This is a genomic window from Halomonas sp. GFAJ-1, assembly GCA_002966495.1.
Lineage (GTDB): Bacteria > Pseudomonadota > Gammaproteobacteria > Pseudomonadales > Halomonadaceae > Vreelandella.
In genome coordinates, this window is the sequence record CP016490.1 from 2,252,232 (window position 1) to 2,279,226 (window position 26,995).

A 26,995-nucleotide genomic window follows, 5' to 3' on the forward strand; every position below is an offset into this window, starting at 1 on the left:
CGTACTCCTTGTCGTTGTTAAATTTCTAGCGGTTCAGCATCGGCAAATCGAGGCCGTTTTCACGGGCAGATTCTTTAGCGATTTCGTAGCCTGCATCGGCGTGGCGCATAACGCCGGTACCTGGATCGTTACGCAGCACGCGGCCAAGGCGTGCGTGGGCATCATCGGTGCCGTCGGCGACAATAACCACACCCGAGTGCTGGGAGTAGCCCATGCCGACACCGCCACCGTGGTGTAGCGATACCCAAGTGGCACCCCCGGCGGTGTTAAGTAGGGCATTCAACAGCGGCCAGTCGGAGACGGCGTCAGAGCCATCCATCATCGACTCGGTCTCGCGGTTGGGGCTCGCCACGGAACCGGAATCCAGGTGGTCGCGACCGATAACCACCGGTGCTTTAAGCTCGCCGTTTTTGACCATCTCGTTAAAGGCTTGGCCAAGACGAGCGCGATCTTTCAGGCCGACCCAGCAGATACGTGCCGGAAGGCCTTGGAAGCTGATGCGTTCGCGCGCCATATCTAGCCAGTTGTGCAGGTGTGGGTCGTCGGGGATCAGCTCTTTGACCTTCTGGTCGGTTTTGTAAATATCTTCCGGGTCGCCGGAAAGCGCTGCCCAGCGGAACGGGCCAATTCCCTGGCAGAATAAAGGACGGATATAGGCCGGTACAAAGCCTGGGAAGTCGAAAGCATTCTCAACCCCTTCTTCTTGAGCCATCTGACGAATATTGTTGCCATAATCGAAAGTCGGCACGCCCATTTTCTGGAAGTCGAGCATGGCTTGAACATGTACTGCCATCGACTGCTTGGCGGCTTTAACGGTGGCTTGGGGTTGTGATTTACCACGGGCGACGTACTCTTCCCAGGTCCAGCCTGCTGGCAGGTAGCCATGCAGCGGGTCATGGGCGCTGGTTTGGTCCGTTACCATATCGGGTTTTACGCCACGCTTGACCAGCTCGGGCAGCACATCTGCCGCGTTGGCACACAGGCCAATCGAGATCGCTTTGCCTTCTGCGGTGTAGCGCTCTATGCGCGCCAGTGCATCGTCCAGGTCATCGGCTTGCTCATCCAGGTAGCGTGTGCGCAGGCGGAAATCGATGCTGGTTTGCTGGCACTCGATATTGAGCGAGCAGGCACCGGCGAGGGTGGCGGCGAGAGGTTGAGCGCCGCCCATGCCGCCAAGGCCCGCAGTGAGAATCCAGCGGCCTGTCAGGTTACCATCAAAGTGCTGGCGGCCCGCCTCAACAAAGGTTTCGTAGGTGCCTTGAACAATGCCCTGGGAGCCGATGTAGATCCAAGACCCGGCGGTCATCTGGCCGTACATCATCAGGCCTTTTTTATCCAACTCGTTAAAGTGCTCCCAGTTGGCCCAGGCAGGTACCAGGTTAGAGTTGGCAATCAGCACCCGCGGGGCGTCTTTGTGGGTTTCAAATACGCCTACCGGCTTACCAGACTGAACCAGCAGGGTTTGATGATCTTCCAGGCGTTGCAACGTCTCAACAATTTTGTCGTAGCACTCCCAGTCACGCGCTGCGCGGCCAATACCGCCATATACCACCAGATCCTCTGGGCGCTCGGCCACGTCAGGGTGAAGGTTGTTCATCAGCATGCGCATGGGGGCTTCGGTCAGCCAGCTTTTACAGCTAAGCGTGCTACCGGTGGGGGCGCCAATCTTGCGAGATGCGTCGTGACGTTTGTCGTTAGGTAACATGGCGAAATTCCTCTGGTTAGTCGATTTGTTGTTGATTGCTGTAAGCAGGGCTCGCTAGGTGTCGAGCGCCAACTGAAAAACAAGCCGGGCCGCCGCGCGGGCAGTACGGCTATCGGTGTCGTGAGCTGGGTTTAGCTCGGCTAGGTCGGCTAGGCGTAGCTTGCCGCTGTCGCGGATGGCCTCGATCAGCGGTTCAATCACTGAGAGTGAGACACCTCTGGCGGCAGGAGCACTTACGCCAGGTGCTTCGGATGCAGGTAGAACATCCAGATCGATCGTTAAATAGAGGTGGTCACAGCGCACCATTAAGCGCTCCAGGTCGCGTCGAATGCTCTCCAGTTGGGCGGGCTGAAAGTCTCTATCTTCGCGAACCATCACTCCGAGTTCCGCTGCGCGGCTAAACAGAGCGCGGGTATTGGCAGCGCGGCTTACGCCTAAGCAGGCGTAGCGAAATGGCCAGCCGCGTTGGGCGCATTCATCAGCAATTTGCGCAAAGGGGGTGCCCGAAGAGCGGACGTGGGAGGGGTCCCGAAGATCGAAGTGGGCATCAAAATTGATAATGCCTATGCGCGGTGCTTTCTCACCCTTATCTGTGAGGTGTTGGGCAAGCCCCAACCAGCTGCCATAGGCCACCTCATGACCACCACCCGCGACAATGGGAAAATGATCCGCGTTGAGTAACGCACTTAAATGATCGGCAAGGTGCTGTTGTGCCGTTTCTAGTGCGTCGCCTTCGCAGCGTATATTCCCGGCATCATAAGCTGGCCCAGTACGGTGCCAGGCAAGTGGTGCCAGCGCTTTACGCAAAGCTGTCGGGCCTTTAGCTGCGCCGGTACGTCCTTGGTTGCGGGCAACCCCTGCATCACTTTCAAAACCCACCAGTGCGCAGCCCGGAATTGCCGTTTGGCTGAGTGGCTGGATCTTTTGATGCCAACGCTCGCTGTTGGCTTCAGGGTCTGTTCGGCCTTGCCAGAGTGACATGTCGATCATTGTTGCCGTTGTCTTATTAGCCGCCATGGGTCACTACTCCCTGAAGCAAACGTTGGCGCAAACGCCCCGGCTGCACTGCATAGGCGAGCTCGGCGGGGGCTTCAACATTCCAAACACACAGGTCAGCTGCTGCACCCTCGTAGATTCGCCCTTGTTCCTTCAGCCCCAGCGCGCTAGCGCCATGGGCGGTCATTCCTGCAAGCGCTTCTTGAGGCGTCATACGGAACAGTGTGCAGGCCAGGTTGAGCATTAGTGTGGGCATAAACAGCGGGGAGCTGCCGGGGTTGGCATCGGTTGCCACTGCCATGGGCACACCTGCATTGCGTAGCGCGGCGATAGGTGGTTGTTGCGTTTCACGCAGGGTGTGGAAAGCGCCGGGCAGAATGACGGCTACGCTGCCTGCCTCACGCATGGCGGCGATGCCGGCGTCATCCAGGTATTCGATATGATCAGCGGATAACGCCCCGTGGCGAGCGGCCATGGCCGTGCCACCTAGGTTGGAGAGCTGTTCAGCATGGGCCTTAATGGGGAGGCCGTGGTGCTGTGCCGCTTCGAAGACGCGTTCACACTGTGCTACGGAAAAAGCGATTTTTTCGCAGAAAACATCGACAGCATCAGCCAGACCTTCAGCCACTGCTGCGGGAATCATTTCTTGGCAGACCAGATCGATATAGCCGTCGCTATCGTTTTTGAATTCAGGGGGGAGGGCATGAGCACCCAATAGTGTGGTGACCACCCGTACAGGCAATATCTCGCCAAGCCGCCGTGCGACGCGCAGCATTTTTAGCTCGTCTTTGACGGTTAGCCCATAGCCAGACTTAATCTCCACGGTAGTGACGCCGTCGGCGATCAGGGCTTCAAGGCGCGGTTTAGCGAGCATAAGCAGGGTATCTTCGCTAGCCTCGCGGGTGGCGCGAACGGTGCTGAGAATACCGCCGCCGCGTTTAGCGATCTCTTCATAGCTTGCCCCTTCCAACCGCGCTTCGAACTCCTCTGCTCGGGAGCCCCCAAAGACAAGGTGCGTGTGGCAATCCACAAGCCCTGGGGTCATGACACCGCCGTGGCCCATCTCAATGCAGCTACTGGCGAGTTGCTCATTGAACTCAGCCATGGGCGACAAGGAGATTATGTGCGCTCCCTCGGTGATAACGGCCATGCGGCCGGGCAGTGTCCACACGCCATCGAAGACGCTGATGTCGCGCCAGAGACGACGATTCGTTGCATTCGCCATAGGGAGCTCCTCTCAAGAAATCTTATTTCAAATGCATAATGTATATACAATTAAGGTCAATTGAAGTGAATTCGTCAAGGTGCCTAAAAATAAGAAAATGGAGAGCGGTCAAGCGAAAGATCAGGAGTTTTTGTTCTTTCCAATAAAATCAATTGTTTAATTTATTTATGTGGTTTGGGACTAAATTTTAGCACATAAAGAATTAGACTAATGTCTAGTCTTTATAGGAGGCGGGGGTTCGGTCGTTTCCTTAATGTATATACATTTGTGCGTCGCGCAAGTCGTCAATACCTGCACCGGGGGTTTTATGAGGCTTGGCGATGTACCGAGGAGCGCAGCTTGTACCGGTTGCCTGGGTGCAGTAAGCGGGCATAGCTGATGAGCTGCTCACCGGACCACGTTCGCCGGATCATGCTCAGGCAGGGGGTTGAGGTATCGATAGCGAGCCATTCGGCGGTTTGCTGATCAACGAGCACGGCTTCAACGATGTGCTCTACGTCAGTGATTGGGCAGGCCGCTACCAATATTTCGTTGGGTGTATGTACCGAAAAATCACTCTTTAAATAATTGGGTACCCAGCGGGGGTTAACATAGCGGTTTTCAAGCTGAATGGGCGTGTCGTTTTCCAAGTGCACCAACAGTGTTTGAAACACGCGACTGCCAAGACGCACGCCCAGGCGCAAAGCGATTTCGTCATCAGCTTTAATGGCTTCGCAGAGCAACACGATGCTGCTGTAATGATGCCCTCGGGAGCGTACTTCATCGGCAATGTTGTACACCTCAACCAGAGATGACTCTGCTTTGCGATCTGTTACAAAAGTGCCCAGCCCAGGTTGGCGGGTTAGGTAGCCTTTTTGGACGAGATCACGAATCGCTTTATTGGCCGTCATTCGGCTTACCCCAAAATCTCGGGCAAGCTGCTCTTCGGGTGGGATCTGGTGGTGCGCAGGCCAGGCACCGCCCTGGATTTTCTCTAGCAGGTGCTGCTGTATTTGCAGATAAAGTGGGGGAGCGCTGGTCATGAAGTGCCTTTCAAATGAATCTATTGTCTAACCATATCCAGTGTACCTTGTGCGATAGCTAAGGGCATCAACTCGACACTTACTGGGGCGTTATCTCAGCGAGGAGATAGTAAGACTGGCGTCTAACAACCGCTTGTTATCCTTGCTAGTCTTGAATGAATGTCTCAACAACAACGAGCGAATACGATGCACGTTCATGAGTATCAACAGTACGATGCCACCGGCCTCGCTGAGCTGATTCGTGGTGGTGAGGTTAGCTCAAAAGAGGTGTTCGAAGCGGCGATGAGTGCGATTACAGCGCTAAATCCTACGCTGCATGGGGTGGTGAGAGCGCGTTTTGAGCGAGCCAGCCAGGAGCTGTTGAACGTTACTGAGAAGTCCCCTTTTGCTGGCGTTCCCACGTTAAGCAAAGACCTATTGATGGCGCTTGAAGGGGAGCCGCTCGCTTTTGGCAGCGCCGCCCTAGCCAACTGGCGCCCTAAAGAGGATTCGCTACTGATTAAGCGCGTGCGAGAGGCCGGTTTGGTGGTGATGGGGCAGACCGCAACCCCAGAGCTTGGGCTAATGGGCATCACCGAACCAAAGGCGTTTCCACATCCACAAAACCCGTGGCGGGAGGGGTACTCCCCCGGCGGTTCAAGCGGTGGTGCCGCCGCGGCGGTAGCCAGTGGCATGGTGCCCATTGCGCTAGCGGGGGATGGCGGTGGCTCTATTCGCATTCCCGCCAGTTACTGTGGCCTGTTTGGTTTTAAACCTTCCCGTGGCCGGGTGCCACTCGCGCCTGCCCACGGTGAGGTGTGGCAAGGGGCGGTGGTTGAGCATGCGCTGACGCGTAGCGTGCGGGATAGCGCGGCGCTGTTAGAGCATATTAATGGCATGGCGCCCTCTGGGCCGTACCCCACTCCCCGTGAGACGGGCTATGTGGCTGCGTTATCGTCTTCCAGCAAGCCGCTGCGTATCGCTGTGTCGCTAGGCGGTTTTTTGAGTCGCGGCCTTGGCACCCAGGTAAGTGCGGAGGTGACAGCCGCCGTTGAGAAAGCTGCCCATGCGTTGGCCGCCATGGGGCATGAGGTAGAGTGGTGCGACCCGCCGGTTGAGGGTGATGCCCTGGCGGACAGCTATTTAACGCTCTATTTAGGCCACCTAGCCGCAGACCTGCATTGGGTGAGCCAGCAAACGGGAGTGCCGGTGCATCGGCTAGCCATTGAGCCTTCCACCCGAGCTGTCGGTAGGCTGGGAGCCAAGCTTTCTGCAAGAGATTATGAGCTTGCCAAGCGTTACTGGCATTTGGCTGCTGAGCAGATGAGTCACTTTCACCAGCGCTTTGATGCGTTGGTTATGCCGGTGGCTGCAGATACCGCCCCTAAAATGGGTGAGCTATATCCGACTGCCGCCCGCGAGCGGTTAATGGCGCTGTTAGCCATACCCGGGGTGCCTTCATTGGCACTAAAAGCGGGCATGTTAAAACGCTTAGCGGTGGATGCGCTTCGCCGGACCCCGTTTACACAACTGGCTAACCTTACCGGCCAGCCGGCGATGTCTGTGCCTTTTCATGTGGCAGCTAATGGCTTGCCCGTTGGTGTGCAAGTGGTGGGGCGCCTTGGGGAGGATAAACAGCTGTTTCAGCTAGCGGCCGCCATGGAGCAACATGACGATTGGCAATGCCGTATTAGCCCGCAAGCGTTTGGCGTTTAAGCAGGGTAAACTACGCGGCTTTGAAACAACGCTTGGCGCTCTGCATGAACCCCACAGATACACCTATAAGCTACGAGTTAACGTCGGCGGGAGATCGCTACTTCGATGGCTTAGTCGATAAGTTCTCGCGCTCACTTTATCAAGCACCCCGGGGCGAGCTGCGCTTGGCTATGCTGGATTACTTACTGCCCGATATGCTGACGCTAAACGCGCAGCCTGTGCTTGATGTAGGCGGCGGCTTGGGGCAGCTTTCAGCGTGGTTTGCCGAGCGTGGGCACGCGGTGACCATGGCAGAGCCTTCCCTGGATATGCTAGCTCATGCAAGCGTTTGGCATGCTGAGCGTATTGCCGCAGGCGCCATGCTGCCCGAACAGCTTGATTACCTGTCGGCGCCGCTTCAAGCATTGCCCCAGCAAGCCCCAGGGCCATGGCCGCTGATTACTTGCCACGCAGTGCTTGAGTGGTTGGGAGAGCCTCGGCAGGCCATGCAAACCCTCGCTAGCCTCTTAGCCCCTGGCGGGCAGTTAAGCCTAATGGTGTTTAACCGCGATGCGCTGCGTTTTTCTAACGTGGTGAAGGGCAACCTGCAAAAAGCATTCAGTGACCAGTTGGAAGGTAAGGGCAAGCGGCAGCGCTTAACACCGATTTCCCCGGTTACCCATGATGAAATATGCCAGTGGGGATCGGAGAACGGCTTAATCATGGATAGCGTTGCAGGGGTACGTATCTTTCAAGACTACCTACGCCAGCCCCCTGGCAAAGAGAGTGAGCAGGCATCGCTGCTGGCGCTAGAAAAGCAGTATTGTCGCCAAGACCCTCACTGGCGGCTAGGCCGCTATCTACTTTATACCTTCACCAAACCCGAGGCTGACCAATGAGTGCTCAACTGCCCGCTTGCCAACTCCTTGAACGTTATTATGGGCAGGCAGCCCAGCTTTGGCCGATTGCCCCCCCGGAAGACCCTTGGCTGATCGATCGCTCCAAAGCGATGGTGAGCGATAATGTGGCGCTGCGTGGACAGTGGGAAGGCCGCGATAAAGCCGCCGTTAGCCCGTTCGATGTGCCTTTTATTCAGCAGGCTGGGCAGGTGGTACTATTTTGGCCAAAAGCCCACCAGTTGGGGATCTGGTGGCTTGAGTGGCTGTGCCGCATGCTGCCTGAAAATACACCGATTGACGTGGTGGGTGAACACCAGGGCGGTATCAAGCGCGTGCCAAAAATACTGAGCGGGCTGGGGATGCGCTGCGACAAGCTGGATAACGCTCGGCGTTGCTCTTTGTTTGCTACCCGGACCGTGGCTATTGAAAATCCTGACAGCGCATGGCAACGCTTTGAAGCATTGTCGCTGACGCTGATGAGCCATCCTGGTGTGTTTGGTCATGGCAAAGTGGATGAAGGAACCCAGCTACTGCTGCACGCTGTAGAAACAGCCCTAGAGCCCCTGCCCCCAAAAGCATTAAAGGTGCTGGATATGGGCTGTGGCGATGGCATTTTGAGTGCGTGGCTAGCGGCCCGTGGCCATGAAGTTACCGCCGTGGATGTAAGCGCTTTTGCAGTAGAAGCCTGCCGCCGAACGCTAGCGGCTAACCACCTTAGCGGCCAGGTATTGGAAAGTGATGTTTACTCGGCGCTTGAAGGGCAGCGTTTTGACCTGATTGTGAGTAATCCACCGTTTCACCAAGAGCGCGAGATTAGTTATGGATCCAGTGCGCGGTTGATAGAAGAGGCGCCTAATCATTTAACCGGTAAAGGGCAGCTGGTGTTAGTGGCCAATGCGTTTTTACCTTATCCCGGCCTGCTTGAGCGCACGTTTGGCAGCTTCGAAACGCTGGCGGATAATCGACGCTTTCGGGTTTACCGTGCCAAGCCGGAAGACAGTAGCAAAACCAGCGTTCAGGCGTCCAAAAAACGGCGCTGAACGCAGATTAAGCTTTGCCAGTGTAGCGAATGGCGGTAATGGTGTAGAGCGTTTCGCCGTTGGGCGTAAGCACCGTTACGTCGTCGCCTACCTCTTTGCCTAGCAGCGCTTTGGCCATGGGGGCATCGATACTGATCCAGCGTTTTTTAGTATCGATTTCATCGTGGCCAACAATCCGAATGGAGAGTGCTTCGCCTTCCTCATCTTCCAAATCTACAAAGGCACCAAAAAACACCTTATCGGTGTTGGCCGGTAACCTATCAACGACCTGCAGCTCATCCAAACGATTGGTTAAGTAGCTAATCCGCGCAATAACGCGATTTAACTCTTTTTTGTTGTAGGTGTAATCCGCGTTCTCGCTACGGTCGCCCTGGGCGGCGGCCTCGCCTACCTTGGCCGATATTTCTGGCCGCTTCACCCGGGACAGGTGATCTAAAATGCTGCGCAGGCGGGCAGCGCCTTCGGCGGTAATTAAATTGCTTTTGGGCGCTTGGCGCGGATCTTTAGCTGGGTCGCGCCAGCGCGTCATATTGCGGCCTTTCATCGGTTTTCTTCGCCTTGAACAAAATGACTAGCTTACGCTAAGGGCGCTCACTATCACATAGCCGATGATCTACTGGCGAATCATTCAAACGTTCGTTACATTGTGAGGGGAAGCTATTCCAGTCATCCATGTATAAAAATAATCTAGGAGCTTTTAATGCGTACACACCCTTTTTCTCGCTTACTGATCGCTGCTGCCCTAGGCAGTACCCTGGCCTTAGCGCCGTTAACTGCGTCGGCCTATGACGGTGAACTGTTCTCACTGAAAAATCGTTGGGAAAACACCGTGACTGATATGCCGGCGAATCAGCGCGAAGGCACACTAAGAGCGCTGGCAAGCGAAGCCGAAAACCTTGCGAGCCAGCACCCAAATGAAGCTGAAGTGCTGATTTGGCAGGGTATTGTGCTGGCTTCCTATGCCCGTGAGCGTGGCGGTCTAGGCGCGTTAGGCACCGCTGGCGATGCCCGTGATGTGTTAGAGCGAGCAATTGAGATCGACCCGCAGGGTGGCAATGGCTCGGCGTATGTAACCCTTGGTGCCCTGTATGATCGCGCGCCGGGTCGCCCGCTAGGGTTCGGCAATAGCAATACTGCTGAGCGCATGTTTCAGCGAGCGTTAGAGATCCGCCCTGACGGTATTGACGTTAACTACTACTATGCGGCGTTCTTAAAAGAAGAGGGCAACACACAAGCCGCCCGCGAGCATGCTGAACGCGCTGTCAACGGTACCGCGCGTGATAGCCGCCAAGCATCTGATGAAGCACTGCGCCAAGATGCAGAGGCACTGCTGCAAATGCTATAGTTTTAGAGGTTTTTTTAAGTCAGCTTTTCAAGATGGTTTTTCTAGCCAGTTTTTCTAGCCAGTTATAGCGGCATTGGCATTCCCGGTGGTGAGCATTGATAATAGATCGATTGTTATCATCGGGAGTGCTTCATGGTGAATAGTTCGAACCCCTCGGCACCGCCTCAACTTGGCCGTAGCGACGTTGAGCTTCTTAAGCGCGATACTCTCTATCAAGGTTTCTTCCGCCTGGAAGCACTGGAACTGCGCCATCGTCTGTTTGAAGGGGGCTGGAGCGGCACCATGCGCCGTGAAGTGCATAATCGCCATGATGCGGTAGGCGTTCTGCTGTATGACCCCGTTAAAGATGCTCTGGTGCTGATTGAGCAGTTTCGTGCAGGGGCCATTGATGACCCGCTTTCTCCTTGGAAATTAGAACTGGTGGCCGGGCTTGCGGATAAGGATGAACCGCTTGAAGAGGTCGCCCGCCGAGAAGCGCTGGAAGAAGCGGGATGCCACGTTGGCCAGATCACTAAGCTGCACACCTACTACCCAAGCCCCGGCGCCTGTAACGAGCGGGTGACGCTCTTTTGCGGGCTGATCGATAGCCAAGGGCTGGGCGGTATTCATGGATTGGATGAAGAGCACGAAGATATTCGTGTTCATGTCGTTAATTATCCCACTGTATGGGAACTCCTGGAGCAGGGAAGGCTCGACAACGCCATGTGTTTGATTGCGCTTTACTGGTTAGCAGGGCAGCGCGCGTCGCTGCGCGCGGCCTCTCATCGCGCTGTATTGCCAAACACAGATGCCAAGCGAACCTGATTAAGGAGTGAGCATGGCCAGAGCTGCCTATGTCACCGATTTAAAATCTCTGCAGGGTGAGTGTAGCGCTAATTACCTGCGCTTGATTCGTCTGGTAGGGGATATGGAGTGTGGCCAGCAGCGCGATATTGCGCTGCATGGCGACGACCAGCACTTTGGCGATCTACATCTGACCATTGTGCAGCAGGCCCCCTATACCACCATGATAGAAGTTTCCCAGAGCGGCCCTCTGGATGCGGTGATTGAAGGGCCGCGGATGCGCGTCCACCTCTACCATGACGTGCGTATGGCCGAGGTGACGGACTTTCAGCGCGAGCGTCACTTCAGCGGCCGCTACCGTTACCCCAATGCCAAAATGCACCAACCCGATGAAAAGCTGCAGCTCAACCGTTTTTTGGGCGAGTGGTTAGCCCACGGTTTGGCCCATGGCCACGCCTATGATGTGCCGGAGACACCTTAAATGCGGTTGGTGCAAATTACCGATGCTCACTTACATGCCGATAAAGAAGCACGCTCTAGAGCCGGTGTGCCTTGGCGACAATTTCAGCAGGTGCTTGAGCGCGTCATCGCCGAGCGGCCCGACATCGTCGTGTTCACCGGTGATGTCAGCCAGGATGAAACCTCTGCCTCTTACTCGCTGGCCTGTCAGGCACTGGCTACGCTGCCTTGCCCATGGTTCTGGATTCCTGGCAATCACGATCAGCCTGAGCTGATGCTGGCGGAACATCCGCTGCTTGAAGAAGTGGATCTAGAGCAGTGGCGCCTACTGCTGCTAAACACTCGGGTTGAGGGGCAGCCATACGGTAGGCTAGGCAGCGAGCAGCTCTCCACCCTTGCCGCACAGCTTGAATTCGACGACAGGCCGACGCTAATTGCGATGCATCATCCGCCAGTAGCCGTGGGGGCAGCGTGGATGGACGCCATTGGTTTGCAAGACCGTGATGCCTTTTGGCAAGTGTTAAGTGCCTACCCCCAGGTAAAGATAGTGCTATTTGGTCATGCCCATCAGGCCTATGCACAGAAGCATAGCGTGGCGGGAGCGGACATCGGCGTGTATGGCTGCCCAGCCATGGCGGATCAGTTTATGCCCAGTGCTGAAAGCTTCGCGATTGATGAAGCCTCTCGGCCTGGCTATCGCGTTATCGATTTACAAGGCAGCGAATGGCAGACTTGGGTAGAGCGCGTAAGTTATTAGCCGCTTCCCAGCGTTGACTGCCGTAGATACGGAACAAGAAATGAAAACCTTCATTTTCATAGTGGGCTTATTACTGATAATTACTGGCTGTGCTTCCAGCTATCCTCTAGGGATGAGCGAAGAGGAGTGGCAAGCACTTTCACCTGAGCGGCAGTTGCAAATACGTGAGCAGCAAGCAGCATTAGATATGCGCAAGGCTGAAGAGCGCCGCGCCGCCGCAGCAGCTCGACAGGCAATCGCAGAGGCAGAGGCGCTAGCCTTAAGAAGTGCGCTACAAAATGCTGCTTATGGTCAGCGTATCCAGTGCGTTTTTGAGGGACACGCATATTTTGGCCGTGACTGGCAACCCATTGAGCCAGTGGCTTTTGATGCAGTAGTGGGACACACCATTGATGTTCCTCTGGTGTCAGTAAGCACTTACCGCAACCGGCAGGGGTATGCGCGCTTTGATGGTCAGCGCGCTCAACTATGTCGCCGAGACCCCGCCTTATACGGTTCTAATAACCGCTGCGCTACGCTAGCCGGGACTCAGCGTCAGTTAGGGCGCGGTGTTGCCAGAGATATTTTCGCTGACGACTTTGTCCGTGGGCGCATGTCATGTGACCTTCCTCCTAGAGGAACGTGGTAAAGCAGATTCTCTGGTGCAGACAGTTTTATTTTTTTGGTTATAAAAAGATAGTTATTAATTCTTTTGGGTTATTATTGGCCCAGCGTTACCCTACTCATCATTAGCCACCCCTGGGTAATACCCAGTGTGACGGCAAACAGTGTTTGCACATGCAAGCTTCGTTTTGTGAGGGAGTAGGTAATGAACCAGTTTTCTGCGCCGTCGACGGTTCGGCAAGAGGTGCCCGGCGTACCTGATGCCGCGCGTTTGACCCACTTAAAGCAGCTAGAAGCTGAATCGATCCACATTATCCGGGAAGTGGCCGCCGAGTTTAGCAACCCGGTCATGATGTACTCTATCGGTAAAGACTCCTCGGTCATGCTCCATCTGGCTCGCAAAGCGTTCTACCCCGGCACGCCGCCGTTTCCGCTGATGCATGTCGACACCACCTGGAAATTTCGGGAAATGATCGAGTTTCGCAACCGCATGGCAGAAGAAGCGGGGATGGAACTGATTGTGCATACCAACGAAGAGGGGCGGGCGGCCAATATCAACCCCTTCGATCATGGTAGCGCCAAGTACACCGACATTATGAAGACCCAGGCGCTGAAACAAGCCCTGGATAAGTACGGCTTTGATGCGGCCTTCGGCGGCGCCCGCCGTGATGAAGAGGCGTCTCGCGCCAAAGAGCGCGTTTACTCTTTCCGCGATAAATACCACCGCTGGGACCCGAAAAATCAGCGCCCTGAGCTCTGGAATGTGTACAACGCCAAGGTCAATAAAGGTGAGTCTATCCGCGTGTTCCCGCTCTCTAACTGGACCGAGTTGGACATCTGGCAGTACATCTACCTTGAGTCGATTCCTATCGTGCCACTCTACTACGCCGCCAAGCGCCCGGTGGTGGAGCGTGACGGTATGCAAGTAATGGTCGATGATGACCGCCTACCCCTCGAGCCAGATGAAGTGCCGGAAGAGAAGTTTGTTCGGTTTAGGACATTAGGTTGCTACCCGCTGACCGGTGCAGTGGAGTCTGAAGCAGCTACCTTGCCGGAAATTATTCAAGAGATGCTGTTGACCAAAACCAGCGAGCGCAGCGGCCGGGCCATTGATCGTGATCAGGTAGGCTCGATGGAGAAGAAAAAACGTGAGGGGTACTTTTAATGGCTCACCAGTCCAATTTAATCGCGGATAATATCGAGCAGTACCTGCACGAGCATGAAAACAAAGATTTGCTGCGTTTTATCACCTGCGGCAGCGTTGATGATGGCAAGTCCACGTTGATTGGTCGATTGCTCCACGACTCGAAAATGATCTTTGAAGATCAGCTGGCGGCAATCACTCAAGCGTCCAAAACCAGCGGCACCACCGGCGATACGGTGGACTTGGCGCTATTGGTAGATGGCCTGCAGTCTGAGCGTGAGCAGGGCATTACCATTGATGTCGCCTACCGTTTTTTCTCGACGGATAAGCGTAAGTTCATTATTGCCGATACCCCAGGGCACGAGCAGTACACCCGTAATATGGCCACAGGTGCTTCTACTGCGAGCCTGGCGATTATTCTGATTGATGCCCGTTATGGCGTGCAGACCCAAACCCGACGCCATAGCTTTATTGCTGACTTGCTGGGTATCCAGCATTTGGTGATTGCGGTCAATAAGATGGATTTGGTGGGCTTTTCTGAGGCGCGCTTTAATGAAATCGTTGCCGAGTACCGCGAATTTGCCACTAACCTGAGTGCGCCGGACATCCGCTTTGTGCCGATGTCGGCCCTTAACGGCGACAACGTGGTAAATCAAAGCGAACAAACGCCCTGGTATTTTGATGCGAGTACTGATGAACGCTACGAAGGTAAAACGCTCATCGAAATGCTGGAAAGCGTGGAAATTAGCCGCGACCAAAACCTCACGGATCTAAGGCTGCCAGTGCAGTACGTTAACCGCCCGAACCTAGATTTTCGCGGTTATTGCGGCACCTTGGCGGCGGGCGTCGTGCGCCCTGGGCAGTTAGTGAAGGTGCTGCCATCGGGTAAAACATCGCGCGTCGCCCGTGTGGTGACCTTTGATGGTGACCTAGAGGCTGCCTACCCAGGGCAGGCGATCACCGTCACCTTAGAGGATGAAATTGACATTTCCCGTGGGGATTGGATTGTCAGCGCAGACGCTGAGCTGCCGCTTTCCAATGCGTTCAACGCCGACATTGTCTGGATGCATGAAGAGACGCTCACCCCCGGCAAGCTTTATGACTTTAAGCTTGCCACCCGTGATCTTTCGGGTCAGGTAAGCGCGATTGAGTACCAGATCGATGTCAATACGCTGGAAAAGCACACCACCGATGCGCTGGGCTTAAACGCCATTGCCCGCTGCGAGGTCGAGCTGACCGCCGCAATTCCAGTTGATAACTACCGCACCAGCCCCGGTACGGGCAGCTTTATAATCATTGATCGGCTAAGTAACGTGACCGTCGGTGCAGGCATGATTCGTAGTGCGGCCAATGCCCGTGAGCAAGCTAACGCTACCGATTGGGTCGCTTTTGAGCGGGATTTGAATGCCCTGGTGCGCAAGCACTTTCCCCATTGGGAAGCGAAGGATATCCGCGACCTACTTCGTTAGCGCGTTGCCGTAAAGCAATAGACAGCAGCAACAAAAAGCCGCCTTGATCACTGCGATCAAGGCGGCTTTTGCGTACTGGCAGGGGTTACTCCGCGTTAGGGAGGAACAGCTGCTGTCCGCCAACGGTAAAGTCTGCGATGGCCTGTTGTCCTTCGACAGATACCAGCCATTGGTGCCACTGAGCCGCTAAATCATGTTTTAAGTGGGGGTATTGCTCTTCAGATAGCATTAGGCTGCCATACTGATTAAACAGCGCACTGTCCCCTTCAAACAGCAACGCTAAGTCCTGTGGATTCTGAAAGGCCGCCCAGGTCGCACGATCAGTGAACGTGTAGGCGTTCATGCCGGCTGCGGTGTTCAGCGTCGGCCCCATGCCGCTACCCAGCTCACGGTACCATTTACCCTGTGGAGTAACGCCTGCGTCTTCCCATAGCCGCTGCTCGGCACGGTTTGTGCCGCTGTCATCACCCCGAGAGGCAAAGGGTGAGTTGCTTGCTGCAATCCGTGCTAATGCATCGGCTACGCGCTCGCTTTCTGTAATCTCCGCTGGATCGTCGTTTGGCCCTACAATCACAAAGTCGTTATACATGACGTCCAGGCGCTCGCTGGCATAACCAGCGGCGATAAACTGCGCTTCCCCAGCCGAGTCATGTACCAGCAGGCTGTCGGCATCGCCTCGCCGGGCAATTTCAAACGCTTGGCCAGTGCCTACCGCGACTACGCGCACTTCAATGCCGGTCTGTTCGGTAAACACCGGAATAATCGCGCTAAACAGGCCTGAATTTTCGGTGGAGGTGGTAGAAGCGAGGGTGATGAAGTCATCTGCGGCAAGTAGTGATGCGCTCCACGAGAGCCCTAACAAGCTAGCGATAACCGCTGTGGGTGTTTGCATGGGGTGGCTCCTTGCTTAAGCGTGAATGATGATATGGGCAGGCGTCACCAAACAAGCTCGCCACGAATAAACGCACCTGCCTGGGGTGAGGCGGGCGCATTAAAAAACTGCTGGGCAGGCGTATGCTCCAGCGCGTGCCCGTTATGCATAAACAGCACGTCATCGGCTAAACGACGCGCTTGGTGCAGGTCGTGGGTCGTCATGATGATGCGGGTACCGTTCTGATGGAATTCATTAACTGCGTCTTCAACCGCTTTGATGGCAGCGGGGTCGAGTGCGGAGGTGGGTTCATCTAAAAACAGTACCGCTGGATTAAGCAGCCAAGCGCGGGCCAAGGTTAGCCGCTGCTGTTCGCCGCCGGAAAGCACCCGGGCAGGGCGCTTGGCGAGCGCTGCCAGGCCAAATTTATCCAGTGCTTGCAGGGCGAGGGTTTTGCGTTGGTGGCGCGGCACTTGGCGCACTGCCAGGGCGTAGGTCAGGTTATCCAGCGCTGAGCGGCGCAGCAGTACCGGGCGCTGAAATACCATTGCCTGTACCGGTGGCTTGACTCCCCAAGTGATGTGGCCGCTGCTAGGGCGTAAGAGGCCGTGGGCTAGGCGCATTAATAGACTTTTGCCTGCGCCGTTAGGGCCCATGATCAACGTGCGCTGACAGCCAGAAAACAATAGCGTAGTGGGGGAGAGCAGCCGGTGACCGCGGTGTTCAAAACTCGCCTGCTCAAGGCGTAGCGTCGGCACGTTGGATGTCACAGCCTGCACGCAAGGCGAGAGCGGCGCGTTCATCCTAGCCGTCTCTTAGCTGTTTCGCTGACTAAATGCGCTACGGCGTTAATCAGCGTTACCAGGGTCAGCAGCACAATACCTAATCCCAGTGCCTGCGCCAGGTTGCCTTTACTGGTCTCCAGCACAATGCTGGTGGTCATCACGCGGGTAACGCCATCAATATTGCCTCCCACTATCATCACCGCACCCACTTCTGCGCTGGCGCGGCCAAAGCCTGCCAGTATCACGGTTAACAGACCAAAGCGCGCATCCCAGAGAAGTGTCGGCATCATGCGCAGTTGGCTAAGCCCCAGTGAGCTGAGTTGTTCGGCGTACTCGCCGTGCAGCGCTTCAACCTGTTGGCGGGTCAGCGCAGCGATAATAGGGAATACCAGGATAACTTGAGCAATCACCATTGCCGTAGGCGTAAACAGTAGCCCGAACTGGCCCAGTGGCCCCGCACGGGAGAGCAGTAGGTAAACGCATAGCCCCGCCACCACAGGGGGCAGTCCCATCAACGCATTGAGCAATACAATCAGCGCATTGCGGCCAGGAAAGCGCCATAATGCCAGCGCCGCGCCTAGCGGCAGCGCCAGTAAGCTTGCGATAATCACCGCAAACAGCGATACCTTAAGCGATAAAAGTACAATCGAAAATAGCCCATGATCCATTCCCAGAATCAGCGTAAGCGCCGTATAAAAAGGGTTGTCACCTGGTGGCATAACATCCTGCATTATTGTGTCTGTTAAAGCGCATAGTGTACCTAAAACTGCTTTAATGCACGGCGGCCTGACGTACATGCACTCACGGTATTAAACGTAGGGCATGGTATTTTAAGTGCTTTTGACAATGCGCTGTACAACGTTTGAACAAATTCCTGCCGCATTCTGCGATTCGATTCTCTGAATGAATCGTCAGTCAAGGCAGGGCAAGGCGTTAGCCTTGCTTGCCTGTATGTCTGTATAAATATATAGTTATCTGATGCTTATTATTCGTTCTGACACCCTCACCCTTCAGGTTACCAGCGCCGATCAACGACAGGCGCTGGCGAATACGCTGGCGCTGTATCGGCGGTTGGTGCGCGATCTGATGACCGTGGCTTATACCCACTGGCCGACGGTGGGGGCCTCGCAGGGCAACCAAGCAGTAAAGATCATTGAGGCGCTGATTCATCCGACCGCCAAGCGCCCGCAGGTACGCTATACTTACTTTGCCAACCGCTACTACAAATTTCCTTCCTATCTTCGCCGCGTGGCCATCATGGATGCAGTGGGCCAAGTTCGCTCCTTCGTCACGCGATTTGACCAGTGGCGATGTGGTCAGCGCAAACATCCACACGCCAAGCCACCTCGCCTAACCTCCAGCACCAAAACCTTTCCAAGCCTTTACGGCAGCCAGTGCGCCAAGATTAATGCCGATGCCACCCATGCCTTCATCAAGGTGCGCTGGCAGAATGATTGGATCTGGATGAGATTTGGGCTAAAAGGCACCTGCCGGTTTCGAGGCAAAGGCAAGGCAAAATCCCCACTGCTGACCACCAACGGACGACAGTGGCAACTATCGTTGCCTGAGCAATTCGAGCCACCGAAGCCAGTGAAAGGTGCTCCTGATCGTGTGCTAGCAGTGGATGTGGGCATTAATACAGCGGCCACCTGGGCGGTCGTCGATACTCAAGGCACTGTCCATGCGCGAGGCTTTATCTCGCGCACGGATAAAGACCGGGAGTATCGACTGATGGCCCGCATTCGCCAGACCGCTAAAAAGCACACCCGCCACGGTAGTCGGTTGCCGCCAGGGTTTTGTCGCCGCGACCACCAACGGTTGAGCCATCTCGCCGATAACCAAGCCCATCAGATCAGTCGGCAACTGGTCAACCTAGCGGTTGATCATCACTGCCAGGCCATTGCAGTCGAAAACCTGAAGGGCTGGCGACCTAAGGCGGGCCAAAAGCGCACGCCGATGAAGGCGCGGTTTCACCGCTGGTTTCATCGTCAGCTTGTGGCACGCATCGGTAGCAAAGCCGTCGAAGTCGGGCTGCGTTGTGTCGCTGTGTATGCCCGTGGTACGTCCCGCCACGCCTTCGACGGCTCTGGGCAGGTAAAGCGCGATAAGAGCAACTACAGCCAGTGCACGTTTCGCTCCGGCAAGCGCTACCACGCCGATCTTAACGCGGCCTATAACATCGCCGCTCGCGGCCATGTTGTTTTTCAGGGCGGTCAGCGTAAGCCGACTGCCCGTGTGAGATCGCAGATGTCGACTCATATACCGCGAACCCCGGTCACGCTCTCCACGCTTTGGCCACAAAGCGCGTGAGAGTGATAAGAATCCGTGATTCTATTCTTGGAATGAATCGCCGGAGGGTTCAAGTGCCTTGTTACCAGTTGCTTGGCTTGTGGCGCTTGACGGTGGTAACGGATGCGCCAAACTGGTTAACAGCTGTTGACCTCTATCTCATCAGGAAAAGGAGAGCATGATGAACCACTTAATGCGCGCTAAACGTAGGGCTAGGTTCGCCAAAGGCGTTTTTCCGCTACCCGGTAAATACTCGCCGTGCCGCTGCCCCGGCTTGTACGCTTAATGGCGTGGTATCACCCATGGGTAAGCTTTGCCAAAAGGCTCACTCACGTTATTGCAAAGCCCATGAAGCGGGACAGCGGGCGCGGTGGGATGGTTGTGCATCCTTATCGTGGTTACGGTTCTCAGCGTGAAATATTTGTTATGGGCCGGGTGTTTCGTCAGGCGGCCCTGGGGCGTGCGATACCTCGCCGAGGAATGCTGCGGGACACAGCCGATGTGGCCCGGCGTATCTTTCGGCGTGGTTTACCTGATGCTCAGGTTGAGATCCATGTGGGCGGCAATCAGCTATGCATGACAACCGATCGCGACGGCTATTTTGACGCTCATTTGCCTATCAGTTCCACCCTGCCGGTGGATGTTTCCTGGCACCGAGCCGATATCTTGGTGCACGCCAAAGGGCAGGCGCCCGTTCGCACCAGCGTTGAGGTTTACGTGCCACCGCCTGAGGCTGACCTGCTTGTCATTAGCGATATCGACGATACGGTTATGTTCACTGGCGTGGCAGAAAAGCTCAAAATGCTTTACCGCTTATTTGTGCGTAAACCTCATCGTCGCACGGCATTTCCTGGGGTTGCTTCTCTCTATCAGGCGCTCTATCGCGGTAAAAGCGAAAAGGCTGAGCGGCCTATTCTGTATGTTTCCAGGGGGCCTTGGGCTATTTATGAAATGCTGGAAACCTTCTTTCAGCTTAACCGCATTCCCGTTGGCCCTATTCTCTTTCTGCGCGAGTGGGGGATATCATTGCGCAAGCCATGGCCGCGGCGAGCGGAAGCCCATAAGCGTGATCTTATCGATCGTATGTTGACGCTCTATAGCGATATGCCGTGTATCTTAATTGGTGATAGCGGCCAGCACGACCCGGAGGTCTATACCGAGGTCGTCAAAGCCTATCCAGGGCGGATTAAAGCGATCTATATTCGGCGGGTAGATAAAGACCCTAAGCGCGAAGCGGCTATTCAACGCTTGCGTGATGAATTGGCTGATACCGCGTGTGAATTGGTGCTCGCGGCAGACAGTATCTTGATTGCTGAGCATGCTTATGCCCAAGGCGATATTTCTGCCAGAGGGCTGCAGGCAGTGCAGCGGGATGTCGAAACACACCGAAACAACCCGGACTGAATGGCAAACCAGCTCTGCCATATGCAGCGCTGCGGCGAACGTGATAAAACTAAATGCCTATAAACGGGTCATTTAGTTAGACCTTTCATCAGGGGTGAATATTATGTTCGCGGCGTTTTCAGGCTCAGTGCTTCTATGTTCATCGTATTAATTGCGTTGGCGCTGGCAGTTTTTGTGCTGCCCAACCTGTGGGCGAAATGGGTGCTAAAGCGCCATACCCGTGGGCGTGACGATTACCCGGGCACCGGGGCGGAGCTAGCCGACCACTTACTACGCAGGCTAGGAGTTGAAGGCGTAAAAGTTGAGCGCACGGAGTATGGCGACCACTATGACCCCGAAGCGCGGTGTGTGCGCCTTTCCCCCGACCACTACGATGGCCGCTCGCTTACCGCCGTCACCGTGGCTGCCCATGAAGTGGGGCATGCCATCCAGCACCATGAAGGCTATACGCCCTTGCTAGCGCGCAGCCGTTTAGTGCAAGTGGCTCAGAAAGCCGAAAAGCTGGGCGCTATTTTAATGATGGCGGCCCCTTTCCTGTTTGTGCTTACCCGGCTGCCAGGCGGGTTAGCCGTGGTGATCGCCATGGCGGTGATTAGCTTTGGTACCGCCGCGCTCGTGCATCTCGTAACGCTACCCGTGGAGTTCGATGCCAGTTTTAACCGCGCACTGCCACTGCTCAAAGAGTACGTCCCCCCCTACGATATGCCCGGTGCTCGCCACGTACTCACCGCTTGCGCGTTTACCTACGTAGCTGCATCACTTGCCAGCGTGATGAACTTGGGCCGCTGGCTGGTGATTTTGAGGCGCTAGGTTATGTTGCAGCGGATAGGCCAAGCTTATTCGCTAATATCACCGCTCGCCGTGGGGCGGGATAGCCTTCAATGGTGCGCGTACGGTCGTTGGGGTCGAGAAAATCCGCCAGTGATTGATAGGTCATCCATTCGGTTGAGCGTTGCTCGTCAAGCGTTGTTACCGCTTCATCCACCACGCGCACGTTGGTAAATCCACACCGTTCTAGCCAGTGGCAAAGCGCTTTTGAAGAGGGCAGGAAATAAACGTTGGGCATTGCGGCGTAGCGCTCGCCGGGCACAAACACCGTTTGTTCATCGCCTTCCACCACCAGCGTTTCTAACACCAGTTCGCCGCCGGGGGCTAGCGCATCTTTCAGCTGCTGTAAGTGCTCAAGAGGTGAAGGGCGGTGGTAGAGTACGCCCATGGAAAATACCGTATCGAAAAAGCCCAGTTTTTCCGGTACGTCTTCTATGCCCACCGGCAGAAACTGCGTACGGCCTTCATCAGCGTTGCCGACAAAGTGGCGCACCGCCTGAAACTGCCAGTAAAAGCGCGGCGAAGGGTCAATGACCAGTACAAAAGCTGCGCCCTCACCGGCCATGCGCCAAGCGTGGTAGCCGCTGCCGCCGCCCACATCCAGTACCTTGCGGTACTTTAAGGGGGCGAGGTGCGGGGCGACGCGTTGCCATTTCCAGTCAGAGCGCCACTCGGTGTCGATATCAATACCACCAAGCCGAAAGGGGCCTTTGCGCCAGGGGGCGAGCTTGCGCAGCAGGTTAAAGCACTGGCGCTGCTGGCTATCAGTCAAGGCCACGTCGACCGTCAGCGTATCGCTGGTCAGATCGACGTGGCGCTCAGCTGGCAGGCTGGGCAGTTTAGCGACTGCTTTTTCCCAGGCCGAAAGGTCGCCGTGGCGCTGGCGGTCTAGCCCATTGGCGAGCTGCTCGGGTAGCTTGGCTAGCCACGGTGTTAACGTGGCGTCTTGCGTTGCCTGGTCTAAAAACGCTTGATAGAGCACGCGATGGTCGTCGGGCAATAGCGGCACGTCACCCCTCCTTAAAGGCGATTAGCGAGGTGAAATTCAGGTACTGGAACCAGGTCATTGAGCGGGGGAAACCCGCCTTGACTAAGCGGCCATGGAGGGCATCTAAGGTGTCAGGGATCAAGACGTTTTCCAGCGCGGTGCGCTTTTGGCTGATTTCCATATCGCTGTAGCCATTGGCTCGTTTGAAGTCGTGGTAGCGCTCCACCCGCCAGGCGTTGTCGCGCTCGTCGGCATCGATGGTTTTTTCCGACAAAATCAGCACGCCGCCGGGTTCTAATGCGTCGTAAAGCCGTGTTAACAGCGCATCACGATCAGCGGGCGGTAGAAACTGCAGCGTAAAGTTGAGAATGATCATGCCCGAAGGCGCATACTCAAGCGTGCGTATGTCGGCTTCTTCCACCTGCATGGCGTGATCAGGGCACTCTTCTTGAAACGTTTGCTTGGCCCTAGCCGCCATGGCAGGTGAAAGGTCGACCCCGGTGTAGCGAAACGCATCGGCAGGCAGCGCGCCCGCCAGCGCCAACCCCGACGCCCCCAATGAGCAGCCCAAGTCGTAGACGTGGGCGCCGTGGCGCAGGTGGCGCTGGGCAATTAAGCTCAACATGCCAAGGATTTGCCCATAGCCGGGCACCGAACGGCGGATCATATCAGGGAAGCACGCGACCACCTGTTCGTCGAAGGAGAACCTTGCCACCTTATCAAGGGGTGTTGAAAAGATAGCGTCGCGGTAAGATGCATCACTCATGGGCTAGCCAGGTTTGTTAATGAGGCTGCGTAGTTTACGCGGCCTTGGTTAACCAGAACAGACCTGCCCATCACAGATTCCTGCCACATGGAATGACGCCACAGGAGAGGGCACATGGCATCAGCAACACGCGCAACCCCAGATACGCTACCCGCATGGCAAACGCTTACGCAGCATGCTCAGTCGCTGCAACGCGTTCATTTGAGAAATCTATTTGGCGACGATGCCAGCCGCTGGACTAACTTTACGCGTCAAGTGGCGGGGCTCACCCTGGACCTTTCCAAGCAGCGCTGGGACGACGACACCCTAGAACACCTGTTAGCACTTGCCCATGAAGCAGGCGTGCCAGGGGCGATTGATGCCCTGTTGAGCGGTAAGCGGGTAAATGTAAGCGAAAATCGTCCAGCGCTGCACACCGCTCTTCGGCTACCTGCCGATGCCGTGCTTAATGTGGAAGGCCACAACGTGGTCAGCGACGTGCATGAGAGTCTTGCCCAGATGGAGCGCCTAGTGCAGCGGCTGCACGCGGGGCAGTGGCGGGGGGCGACCGGCAAACCGATCCGGCATGTGGTGAACCTGGGGGTGGGCGGCTCGGACTTAGGGCCGCTGATGGTCACCCACGCCCTGGCGGACTATCGACCGAAGGATATTCACCCGGTAGAGGTACATTTTGCCTCCACTATGGATGGCTCCCAACTGGCGGATTATTTAAGCCGCTTTAATCCGGAAACGACTATTTTTGTGCTCTCGTCAAAGTCGTTCACCACCATCGATACGCTTTCTAATGCCAACACAGCCCGCGACTGGCTGCTAGGGCGGCTTTCCAAGCATAGCGATGTGTTGGATGGCGGCCAGCAACCCCGTACCCATGCCAATCCCGTCAGCGCGGAGCTGGTCATTCGCCAGCACTTCATAGGGGTTTCCGCTAGCCCCGATAAAATGAGCGAGTGGGGAATTGCGTCAGATCATCAGCTGATGTTCTGGGAATGGGTAGGAGGGCGCTACTCGCTATGGGGCACCATTGGCTTGCCTATTGCGCTGGTAGTTGGCATGGAGAACTTCCGCGAACTGCTGGCGGGTGCCCATGCGATGGATACTCATTTCCGCAATGCGCCGATGGAAGACAATCTGCCGGTGCTGTTGGGCTTGGCAGGTATTTGGAATGTCAATTTTCTAGATATTCGCGCCCATTCGATTCTGCCTTACGATGGACGGTTGGAGTACTTTGCTGCCTATCTTGAACAGCTGGAGATGGAATCCAACGGCAAGTCAGTCACCAGTCAGGGTAAGGCGGTGAACTACTCAACCTGCCCGGTACTATGGGGGCAGCTTGGCCCCAACGCGCAGCACGCGTTTTATCAGTTGCTTCATCAAGGCACTCAGCCGGTGGTGTGTGATTTTATTGCCCCGTTGAAACGCTACGATGAGGTAGAAGACCCGGATACCCGCCGCCACTTGAAAGCCCAGCACCGGTTGGCGCTGGCGAACTGCTTCGCCCAGTCCCGGGTACTCATGCTAGGAGATGACGCCTTGGAAGATGATGGCCCCCGCCCAGAGCACAAGCGCTACCGAGGCAATCAGCCCTCTTCTACCGTGCTGTTGGATAAACTAACGCCAGCGACCCTGGGTGCGCTGATTGCCCTGTACGAGCACAAAGTATTTGTGCAGGCGGTGATATGGGACATCAATCCATTTGATCAATGGGGCGTAGAACTCGGCAAGCAAATTGCCACTGATACCCAGGCAATCATCGATGGTGAGGGTGATATATCCCGCATGGATGCCTCTAGCCGTGGGCTAATCGAGGCGTTTTGGGCAGCGGAGCAGGAGTCAGCGAGCAAGTAATGGCGCTCCGCAACCTCTGACGAGGGGGATGCCCTCTATCACATTGCTTGCGATAAGCATGGCTAGATATACAGCTTTTTGCTTTTCCGCTATCCTGTGCCCATTTGTCAGCCGCGCTTGTCACTAGCTGTGCGGCTGGCACGTCTACTTTTCTCAGGAACCGTTATTTTTCAGGAACTGACGCTACATGACCCAGTTTGATGCCTCCCAGTACGGCGCGAGCTCTATTGAAGTCCTGTCCGGGCTCGAACCGGTGCGTAAGCGTCCCGGTATGTACACCGATACATCGCGGCCCAACCACCTCGCTCAAGAGGTGATCGACAACAGTGTCGATGAGGCGCTCGCCGGTCACGCCACGGCGATTAGCGTGGTGCTGCATAGCGATGGCGCTATTGAGGTTCAGGACAATGGTCGCGGCATGCCCATCGACCTGCACCCCGAGCACGGCGTGTCGGGCGTTGAGCTGATCTTCACCAAGCTGCACTCGGGCGGCAAGTTCTCCTCCACCAGCTACCGCTTTTCAGGGGGCTTGCACGGGGTAGGGGTGTCGGTGGTTAATGCTCTGTCGCGCAGGCTAGACGTTGAAGTTACGCGTAACGGCACGCGTCACGCCATGGCGTTTGAGTTTGGTGAAAAAGTCGAAGAGCTGCATGAAATTGGTAAAGCTGCCAAGAAGGCGACCGGTACGTTGGTGCGTTTCTGGCCCGATGAAAGCTACTTCGATAACCCGAAGCTTGCACTCTCCAAGCTAAAACACCTGTTGCGCGCCAAAGCCGTGCTGTGCCCTGGGCTGTCCGTCACGCTGGTAGAACCCGACGGAACCAAAACCGAGTGGGCCTATGCAGATGGCCTGCGCGACTACCTAGCCGAAGCCACCGACGGCTACGAGGTATTGCCCAAAGAGCCCTTCATTGGTCACTTTATTGATGATGAGCACGGCGTGGATTGGGCAATTCAGTGGCTACCCGAAGGCGGTGAGGCGCTGCTGGAGAGCTACGTTAACCTGATCCCGACTCCCCAAGGCGGCACCCATGTCAATGGGTTTCGCTCTGGCCTGTTAGACGCGCTGCGGGAGTTTTGTGAATACCGTAGCCTGTTGCCTCGGGGCATTAAACTTACCGCCGAAGACCTGTGGGAGCGTGCCTCTTTCGTGCTCTCGGTGAAAATGCTCGACCCCCAGTTTGCTGGGCAGACCAAAGAGCGCCTCTCATCTCGTACCATTGCAGGCTTTGTTTCTGGCGTAGTGAAAGACGCCTTCTCACTATGGCTTAATCATCATGTTGAGCAGGCTGAACAGCTGGCTGAAATGGTGATCAGCGCCGCACAGCAGCGTCAGAAAAAGTCCAAAAAGGTCGCCCGTAAAAAGGTTACTTCTGGCCCTGCGCTGCCTGGCAAACTCGCCGACTGCTCCGGCCAAGACCCCGCCCAAAGCGAGCTTTTTTTAGTTGAGGGTGACTCCGCTGGCGGTAGCGCTAAGCAGGCGCGTAATCGCGAAACCCAAGCGATTCTCCCACTGCGCGGCAAAATTCTGAATACCTGGGAAGTGGAGACCCACGATATTTACGGCTCTCAGGAGGTGCACGATATCGCCGTGGCGATCGGTGCCGACCCAGGCAGTGCGGATCTGGAGAAGTTGCGCTATCACAAAGTGTGCATTCTCGCGGATGCCGACTCCGACGGTCTGCACATTGCAACGCTGTTATGCGCGCTCTTTGTTCGCCACTTCCCGAGTCTAGTTGATGCAGGCCACGTTTATGTAGCGATGCCACCGCTTTACCGCATCGATTTAGGTAAAGAAGTTCACTACGCCCTGGATGAGAGCGAAAAAGCCGCCATTCTCAAACAGCTGGCCAACAAGCGTGGAACGCCCAATGTTCAGCGCTTTAAAGGCTTGGGTGAAATGAGCCCGCTGCAGTTACGTGAAACCACCATGGCCGTGGAAACCCGCCGTTTAGTTCAGCTCACCCTAGAAGAGGGCGACGGCACCATGGAAATGATGGATATGCTGCTGGCCAAAAAGCGCGCCAGCGACCGCAAAAAATGGCTGGAAGATTACGGCAACCTCGCAGACATTGAGGTATAGCTCTGTCTTTGTGGT

Annotated in this window: 25 protein-coding genes; 15 read left to right on the forward strand and 10 right to left on the reverse strand. The window is 55.8% G+C overall.

The features are described 5' to 3' along the window. Positions 1 to 25: 25 nt before the first annotated feature. The 4 genes from BB497_10090 to BB497_10105 form a co-directional block, all read right to left on the reverse strand. Positions 26 to 1,705 carry a urocanate hydratase gene (locus tag BB497_10090; GenBank protein AVI63014.1) on the reverse strand — a complete coding sequence of 560 codons (1,680 nt, stop codon included), beginning with the start codon at positions 1,703 to 1,705 and terminating at the stop codon, positions 26 to 28. Positions 1,706 to 1,759: 54 nt separating this feature from the next. Continuing rightward, positions 1,760 to 2,722 (reverse strand): formimidoylglutamase, encoded by a 963-nt coding sequence (locus BB497_10095; GenBank protein AVI63015.1) that lies wholly within the window; start codon positions 2,720 to 2,722, stop codon positions 1,760 to 1,762. Next, positions 2,712 to 3,926, reverse strand: coding sequence for an imidazolonepropionase (locus BB497_10100; protein AVI63016.1), 1,215 nt, complete (start codon positions 3,924 to 3,926; stop codon positions 2,712 to 2,714). Before BB497_10100 ends, BB497_10095 begins: the two co-directional genes overlap by 11 nt. 305 nt (positions 3,927 to 4,231) lie before the next feature. Then, positions 4,232 to 4,948, reverse strand: coding sequence for a histidine utilization repressor (locus BB497_10105; protein ID AVI63017.1), 717 nt, complete (start codon positions 4,946 to 4,948; stop codon positions 4,232 to 4,234). Between the two features lie 186 nt (positions 4,949 to 5,134). Between BB497_10105 and BB497_10110 the strand changes: the two genes are divergently transcribed. From BB497_10110 to BB497_10120, 3 genes are read left to right on the forward strand one after another with little or no spacing between them, the layout of a single operon-like run. Further along, the gene (locus BB497_10110; GenBank protein AVI63018.1) at positions 5,135 to 6,643 is read left to right on the forward strand and encodes an amidase; all 1,509 of its coding nucleotides are present in this window, start codon (positions 5,135 to 5,137) and stop codon (positions 6,641 to 6,643) included. Positions 6,644 to 6,687: 44 nt separating this feature from the next. Continuing rightward, on the forward strand, positions 6,688 to 7,521 hold the full coding sequence (locus BB497_10115; protein ID AVI63019.1) for an SAM-dependent methyltransferase: 834 nt from the start codon (positions 6,688 to 6,690) through the stop codon (positions 7,519 to 7,521). Beyond that, positions 7,518 to 8,561 (forward strand): 16S rRNA methyltransferase, encoded by a 1,044-nt coding sequence (locus tag BB497_10120; protein AVI63020.1) that lies wholly within the window; start codon positions 7,518 to 7,520, stop codon positions 8,559 to 8,561. Before BB497_10115 ends, BB497_10120 begins: the two co-directional genes overlap by 4 nt. A gap of 7 nt (positions 8,562 to 8,568) precedes the next feature. On the opposite strand, the gene BB497_10125 is transcribed toward BB497_10120, so the two are convergent. Beyond that, a complete protein-coding gene (locus BB497_10125) occupies positions 8,569 to 9,090 on the reverse strand; it encodes a transcription elongation factor GreB (GenBank protein ID AVI64329.1) in 522 nt (173 codons plus the stop codon). 171 nt (positions 9,091 to 9,261) lie between these two features. On the opposite strand from BB497_10125, the gene BB497_10130 reads away from it, so the two are divergent. The 7 genes from BB497_10130 to BB497_10160 all read left to right on the forward strand — a co-directional run bounded on the left by BB497_10130 (position 9,262) and on the right by BB497_10160 (position 15,121). Then, entirely contained in the window at positions 9,262 to 9,906 is a 645-nt protein-coding gene (locus BB497_10130) for a hypothetical protein (protein ID AVI63021.1), read from the forward strand. Positions 9,907 to 10,038: 132 nt separating this feature from the next. Continuing rightward, positions 10,039 to 10,710: an ADP-ribose diphosphatase gene (gene nudF / locus BB497_10135; GenBank protein AVI63022.1), complete on the forward strand. Its 672-nt coding sequence runs from the start codon at positions 10,039 to 10,041 to the stop codon at positions 10,708 to 10,710. A gap of 13 nt (positions 10,711 to 10,723) precedes the next feature. Further along, positions 10,724 to 11,170: a hypothetical protein gene (locus tag BB497_10140; GenBank protein AVI63023.1), complete on the forward strand. Its 447-nt coding sequence runs from the start codon at positions 10,724 to 10,726 to the stop codon at positions 11,168 to 11,170. After that, positions 11,171 to 11,905: a metallophosphoesterase gene (locus BB497_10145; GenBank protein ID AVI63024.1), complete on the forward strand. Its 735-nt coding sequence runs from the start codon at positions 11,171 to 11,173 to the stop codon at positions 11,903 to 11,905. Between the two features lie 40 nt (positions 11,906 to 11,945). Then, entirely contained in the window at positions 11,946 to 12,533 is a 588-nt protein-coding gene (locus tag BB497_10150) for a hypothetical protein (protein AVI63025.1), read from the forward strand. Between the two features lie 246 nt (positions 12,534 to 12,779). Next, positions 12,780 to 13,673: a sulfate adenylyltransferase small subunit gene (locus BB497_10155; protein AVI64330.1), complete on the forward strand. Its 894-nt coding sequence runs from the start codon at positions 12,780 to 12,782 to the stop codon at positions 13,671 to 13,673. Further along, positions 13,673 to 15,121 (forward strand): sulfate adenylyltransferase subunit CysN, encoded by a 1,449-nt coding sequence (locus tag BB497_10160; GenBank protein AVI63026.1) that lies wholly within the window; start codon positions 13,673 to 13,675, stop codon positions 15,119 to 15,121. The genes BB497_10155 and BB497_10160 overlap by 1 nt, the downstream gene beginning before the upstream one ends. An 85-nt stretch (positions 15,122 to 15,206) precedes the next feature. Here the strand turns inward: BB497_10160 and BB497_10165 are convergent, their stop codons facing one another. The 3 genes from BB497_10165 to BB497_10175 are packed head-to-tail and all read right to left on the reverse strand — an operon-like array spanning position 15,207 to position 17,496. Next, on the reverse strand, positions 15,207 to 16,013 hold the full coding sequence (locus tag BB497_10165) for a sulfate transporter (GenBank protein AVI63027.1): 807 nt from the start codon (positions 16,011 to 16,013) through the stop codon (positions 15,207 to 15,209). A gap of 44 nt (positions 16,014 to 16,057) precedes the next feature. Continuing rightward, a complete protein-coding gene (locus BB497_10170; protein ID AVI64331.1) occupies positions 16,058 to 16,771 on the reverse strand; it encodes an ABC transporter ATP-binding protein in 714 nt (237 codons plus the stop codon). Positions 16,772 to 16,791: 20 nt separating this feature from the next. Further along, positions 16,792 to 17,496 (reverse strand): ABC transporter permease, encoded by a 705-nt coding sequence (locus BB497_10175; protein AVI63028.1) that lies wholly within the window; start codon positions 17,494 to 17,496, stop codon positions 16,792 to 16,794. 259 nt (positions 17,497 to 17,755) lie between these two features. On the opposite strand from BB497_10175, the gene BB497_10180 reads away from it, so the two are divergent. From BB497_10180 to BB497_10190, 3 genes are all read left to right on the forward strand, one after another. Then, the gene (locus BB497_10180) at positions 17,756 to 19,087 is read left to right on the forward strand and encodes a transposase (protein AVI63029.1); all 1,332 of its coding nucleotides are present in this window, start codon (positions 17,756 to 17,758) and stop codon (positions 19,085 to 19,087) included. 264 nt (positions 19,088 to 19,351) lie between these two features. Further along, positions 19,352 to 20,470 carry a hypothetical protein gene (locus BB497_10185; GenBank protein AVI64332.1) on the forward strand — a complete coding sequence of 373 codons (1,119 nt, stop codon included), beginning with the start codon at positions 19,352 to 19,354 and terminating at the stop codon, positions 20,468 to 20,470. A 135-nt stretch (positions 20,471 to 20,605) separates the two neighbouring features. Next, positions 20,606 to 21,280: a peptidase gene (locus tag BB497_10190; GenBank protein ID AVI63030.1), complete on the forward strand. Its 675-nt coding sequence runs from the start codon at positions 20,606 to 20,608 to the stop codon at positions 21,278 to 21,280. Between the two features lies 1 nt (position 21,281). Here BB497_10190 and BB497_10195 read toward each other — a convergent pair whose 3' ends face one another. Continuing rightward, entirely contained in the window at positions 21,282 to 22,307 is a 1,026-nt protein-coding gene (locus BB497_10195; protein ID AVI63031.1) for a tRNA 5-methoxyuridine(34) synthase CmoB, read from the reverse strand. A gap of 1 nt (position 22,308) precedes the next feature. Beyond that, complete coding sequence (locus BB497_10200) at positions 22,309 to 23,052, reverse strand: tRNA (uridine-5-oxyacetic acid methyl ester)(34) synthase TrmP (GenBank protein AVI63032.1); 744 nt, start codon at positions 23,050 to 23,052, stop codon at positions 22,309 to 22,311. Positions 23,053 to 23,166: 114 nt separating this feature from the next. Between BB497_10200 and BB497_10205 the strand changes: the two genes are divergently transcribed. Together BB497_10205 and BB497_10210 are read left to right on the forward strand one after the other, a co-directional pair. Then, on the forward strand, positions 23,167 to 24,897 hold the full coding sequence (locus tag BB497_10205; protein ID AVI63033.1) for a glucose-6-phosphate isomerase: 1,731 nt from the start codon (positions 23,167 to 23,169) through the stop codon (positions 24,895 to 24,897). Positions 24,898 to 25,084: 187 nt separating this feature from the next. Continuing rightward, the gene (locus tag BB497_10210) at positions 25,085 to 26,980 is read left to right on the forward strand and encodes a DNA topoisomerase IV subunit B (GenBank protein ID AVI63034.1); all 1,896 of its coding nucleotides are present in this window, start codon (positions 25,085 to 25,087) and stop codon (positions 26,978 to 26,980) included. Positions 26,981 to 26,995 lie beyond the last annotated feature (15 nt).

Excerpts from the sequence above, each read along its gene's own strand:
- BB497_10115 (AVI63019.1), top strand. The coding sequence starts at position 6,688 with ATGAACCCCACAGATACACCTATAAGCTACGAGTTAACGTCGGCGGGA.
- BB497_10105 (AVI63017.1), bottom strand. The coding sequence starts at position 4,948 with ATGACCAGCGCTCCCCCACTTTATCTGCAAATACAGCAGCACCTGCTA.
- BB497_10150 (AVI63025.1), top strand. The coding sequence starts at position 11,946 with ATGAAAACCTTCATTTTCATAGTGGGCTTATTACTGATAATTACTGGC.
- BB497_10210 (AVI63034.1), top strand. The coding sequence starts at position 25,085 with ATGACCCAGTTTGATGCCTCCCAGTACGGCGCGAGCTCTATTGAAGTC.
- BB497_10090 (AVI63014.1), bottom strand. The coding sequence starts at position 1,705 with ATGTTACCTAACGACAAACGTCACGACGCATCTCGCAAGATTGGCGCC.
- BB497_10185 (AVI64332.1), top strand. The coding sequence starts at position 19,352 with ATGGCGTGGTATCACCCATGGGTAAGCTTTGCCAAAAGGCTCACTCAC.
- BB497_10180 (AVI63029.1), top strand. The coding sequence starts at position 17,756 with ATGCTTATTATTCGTTCTGACACCCTCACCCTTCAGGTTACCAGCGCC.
- BB497_10190 (AVI63030.1), top strand. The coding sequence starts at position 20,606 with ATGTTCATCGTATTAATTGCGTTGGCGCTGGCAGTTTTTGTGCTGCCC.
- nudF (AVI63022.1), top strand. The coding sequence starts at position 10,039 with ATGGTGAATAGTTCGAACCCCTCGGCACCGCCTCAACTTGGCCGTAGC.
- BB497_10100 (AVI63016.1), bottom strand. The coding sequence starts at position 3,926 with ATGGCGAATGCAACGAATCGTCGTCTCTGGCGCGACATCAGCGTCTTC.
- BB497_10110 (AVI63018.1), top strand. The coding sequence starts at position 5,135 with ATGCACGTTCATGAGTATCAACAGTACGATGCCACCGGCCTCGCTGAG.
- BB497_10140 (AVI63023.1), top strand. The coding sequence starts at position 10,724 with ATGGCCAGAGCTGCCTATGTCACCGATTTAAAATCTCTGCAGGGTGAG.
- BB497_10145 (AVI63024.1), top strand. The coding sequence starts at position 11,171 with ATGCGGTTGGTGCAAATTACCGATGCTCACTTACATGCCGATAAAGAA.
- BB497_10125 (AVI64329.1), bottom strand. The coding sequence starts at position 9,090 with ATGACGCGCTGGCGCGACCCAGCTAAAGATCCGCGCCAAGCGCCCAAA.
- BB497_10205 (AVI63033.1), top strand. The coding sequence starts at position 23,167 with ATGGCATCAGCAACACGCGCAACCCCAGATACGCTACCCGCATGGCAA.
- BB497_10175 (AVI63028.1), bottom strand. The coding sequence starts at position 17,496 with ATGCCACCAGGTGACAACCCTTTTTATACGGCGCTTACGCTGATTCTG.
- BB497_10130 (AVI63021.1), top strand. The coding sequence starts at position 9,262 with ATGCGTACACACCCTTTTTCTCGCTTACTGATCGCTGCTGCCCTAGGC.
- BB497_10200 (AVI63032.1), bottom strand. The coding sequence starts at position 23,052 with ATGAGTGATGCATCTTACCGCGACGCTATCTTTTCAACACCCCTTGAT.
- BB497_10165 (AVI63027.1), bottom strand. The coding sequence starts at position 16,013 with ATGCAAACACCCACAGCGGTTATCGCTAGCTTGTTAGGGCTCTCGTGG.
- BB497_10160 (AVI63026.1), top strand. The coding sequence starts at position 13,673 with ATGGCTCACCAGTCCAATTTAATCGCGGATAATATCGAGCAGTACCTG.
- BB497_10120 (AVI63020.1), top strand. The coding sequence starts at position 7,518 with ATGAGTGCTCAACTGCCCGCTTGCCAACTCCTTGAACGTTATTATGGG.
- BB497_10095 (AVI63015.1), bottom strand. The coding sequence starts at position 2,722 with ATGGCGGCTAATAAGACAACGGCAACAATGATCGACATGTCACTCTGG.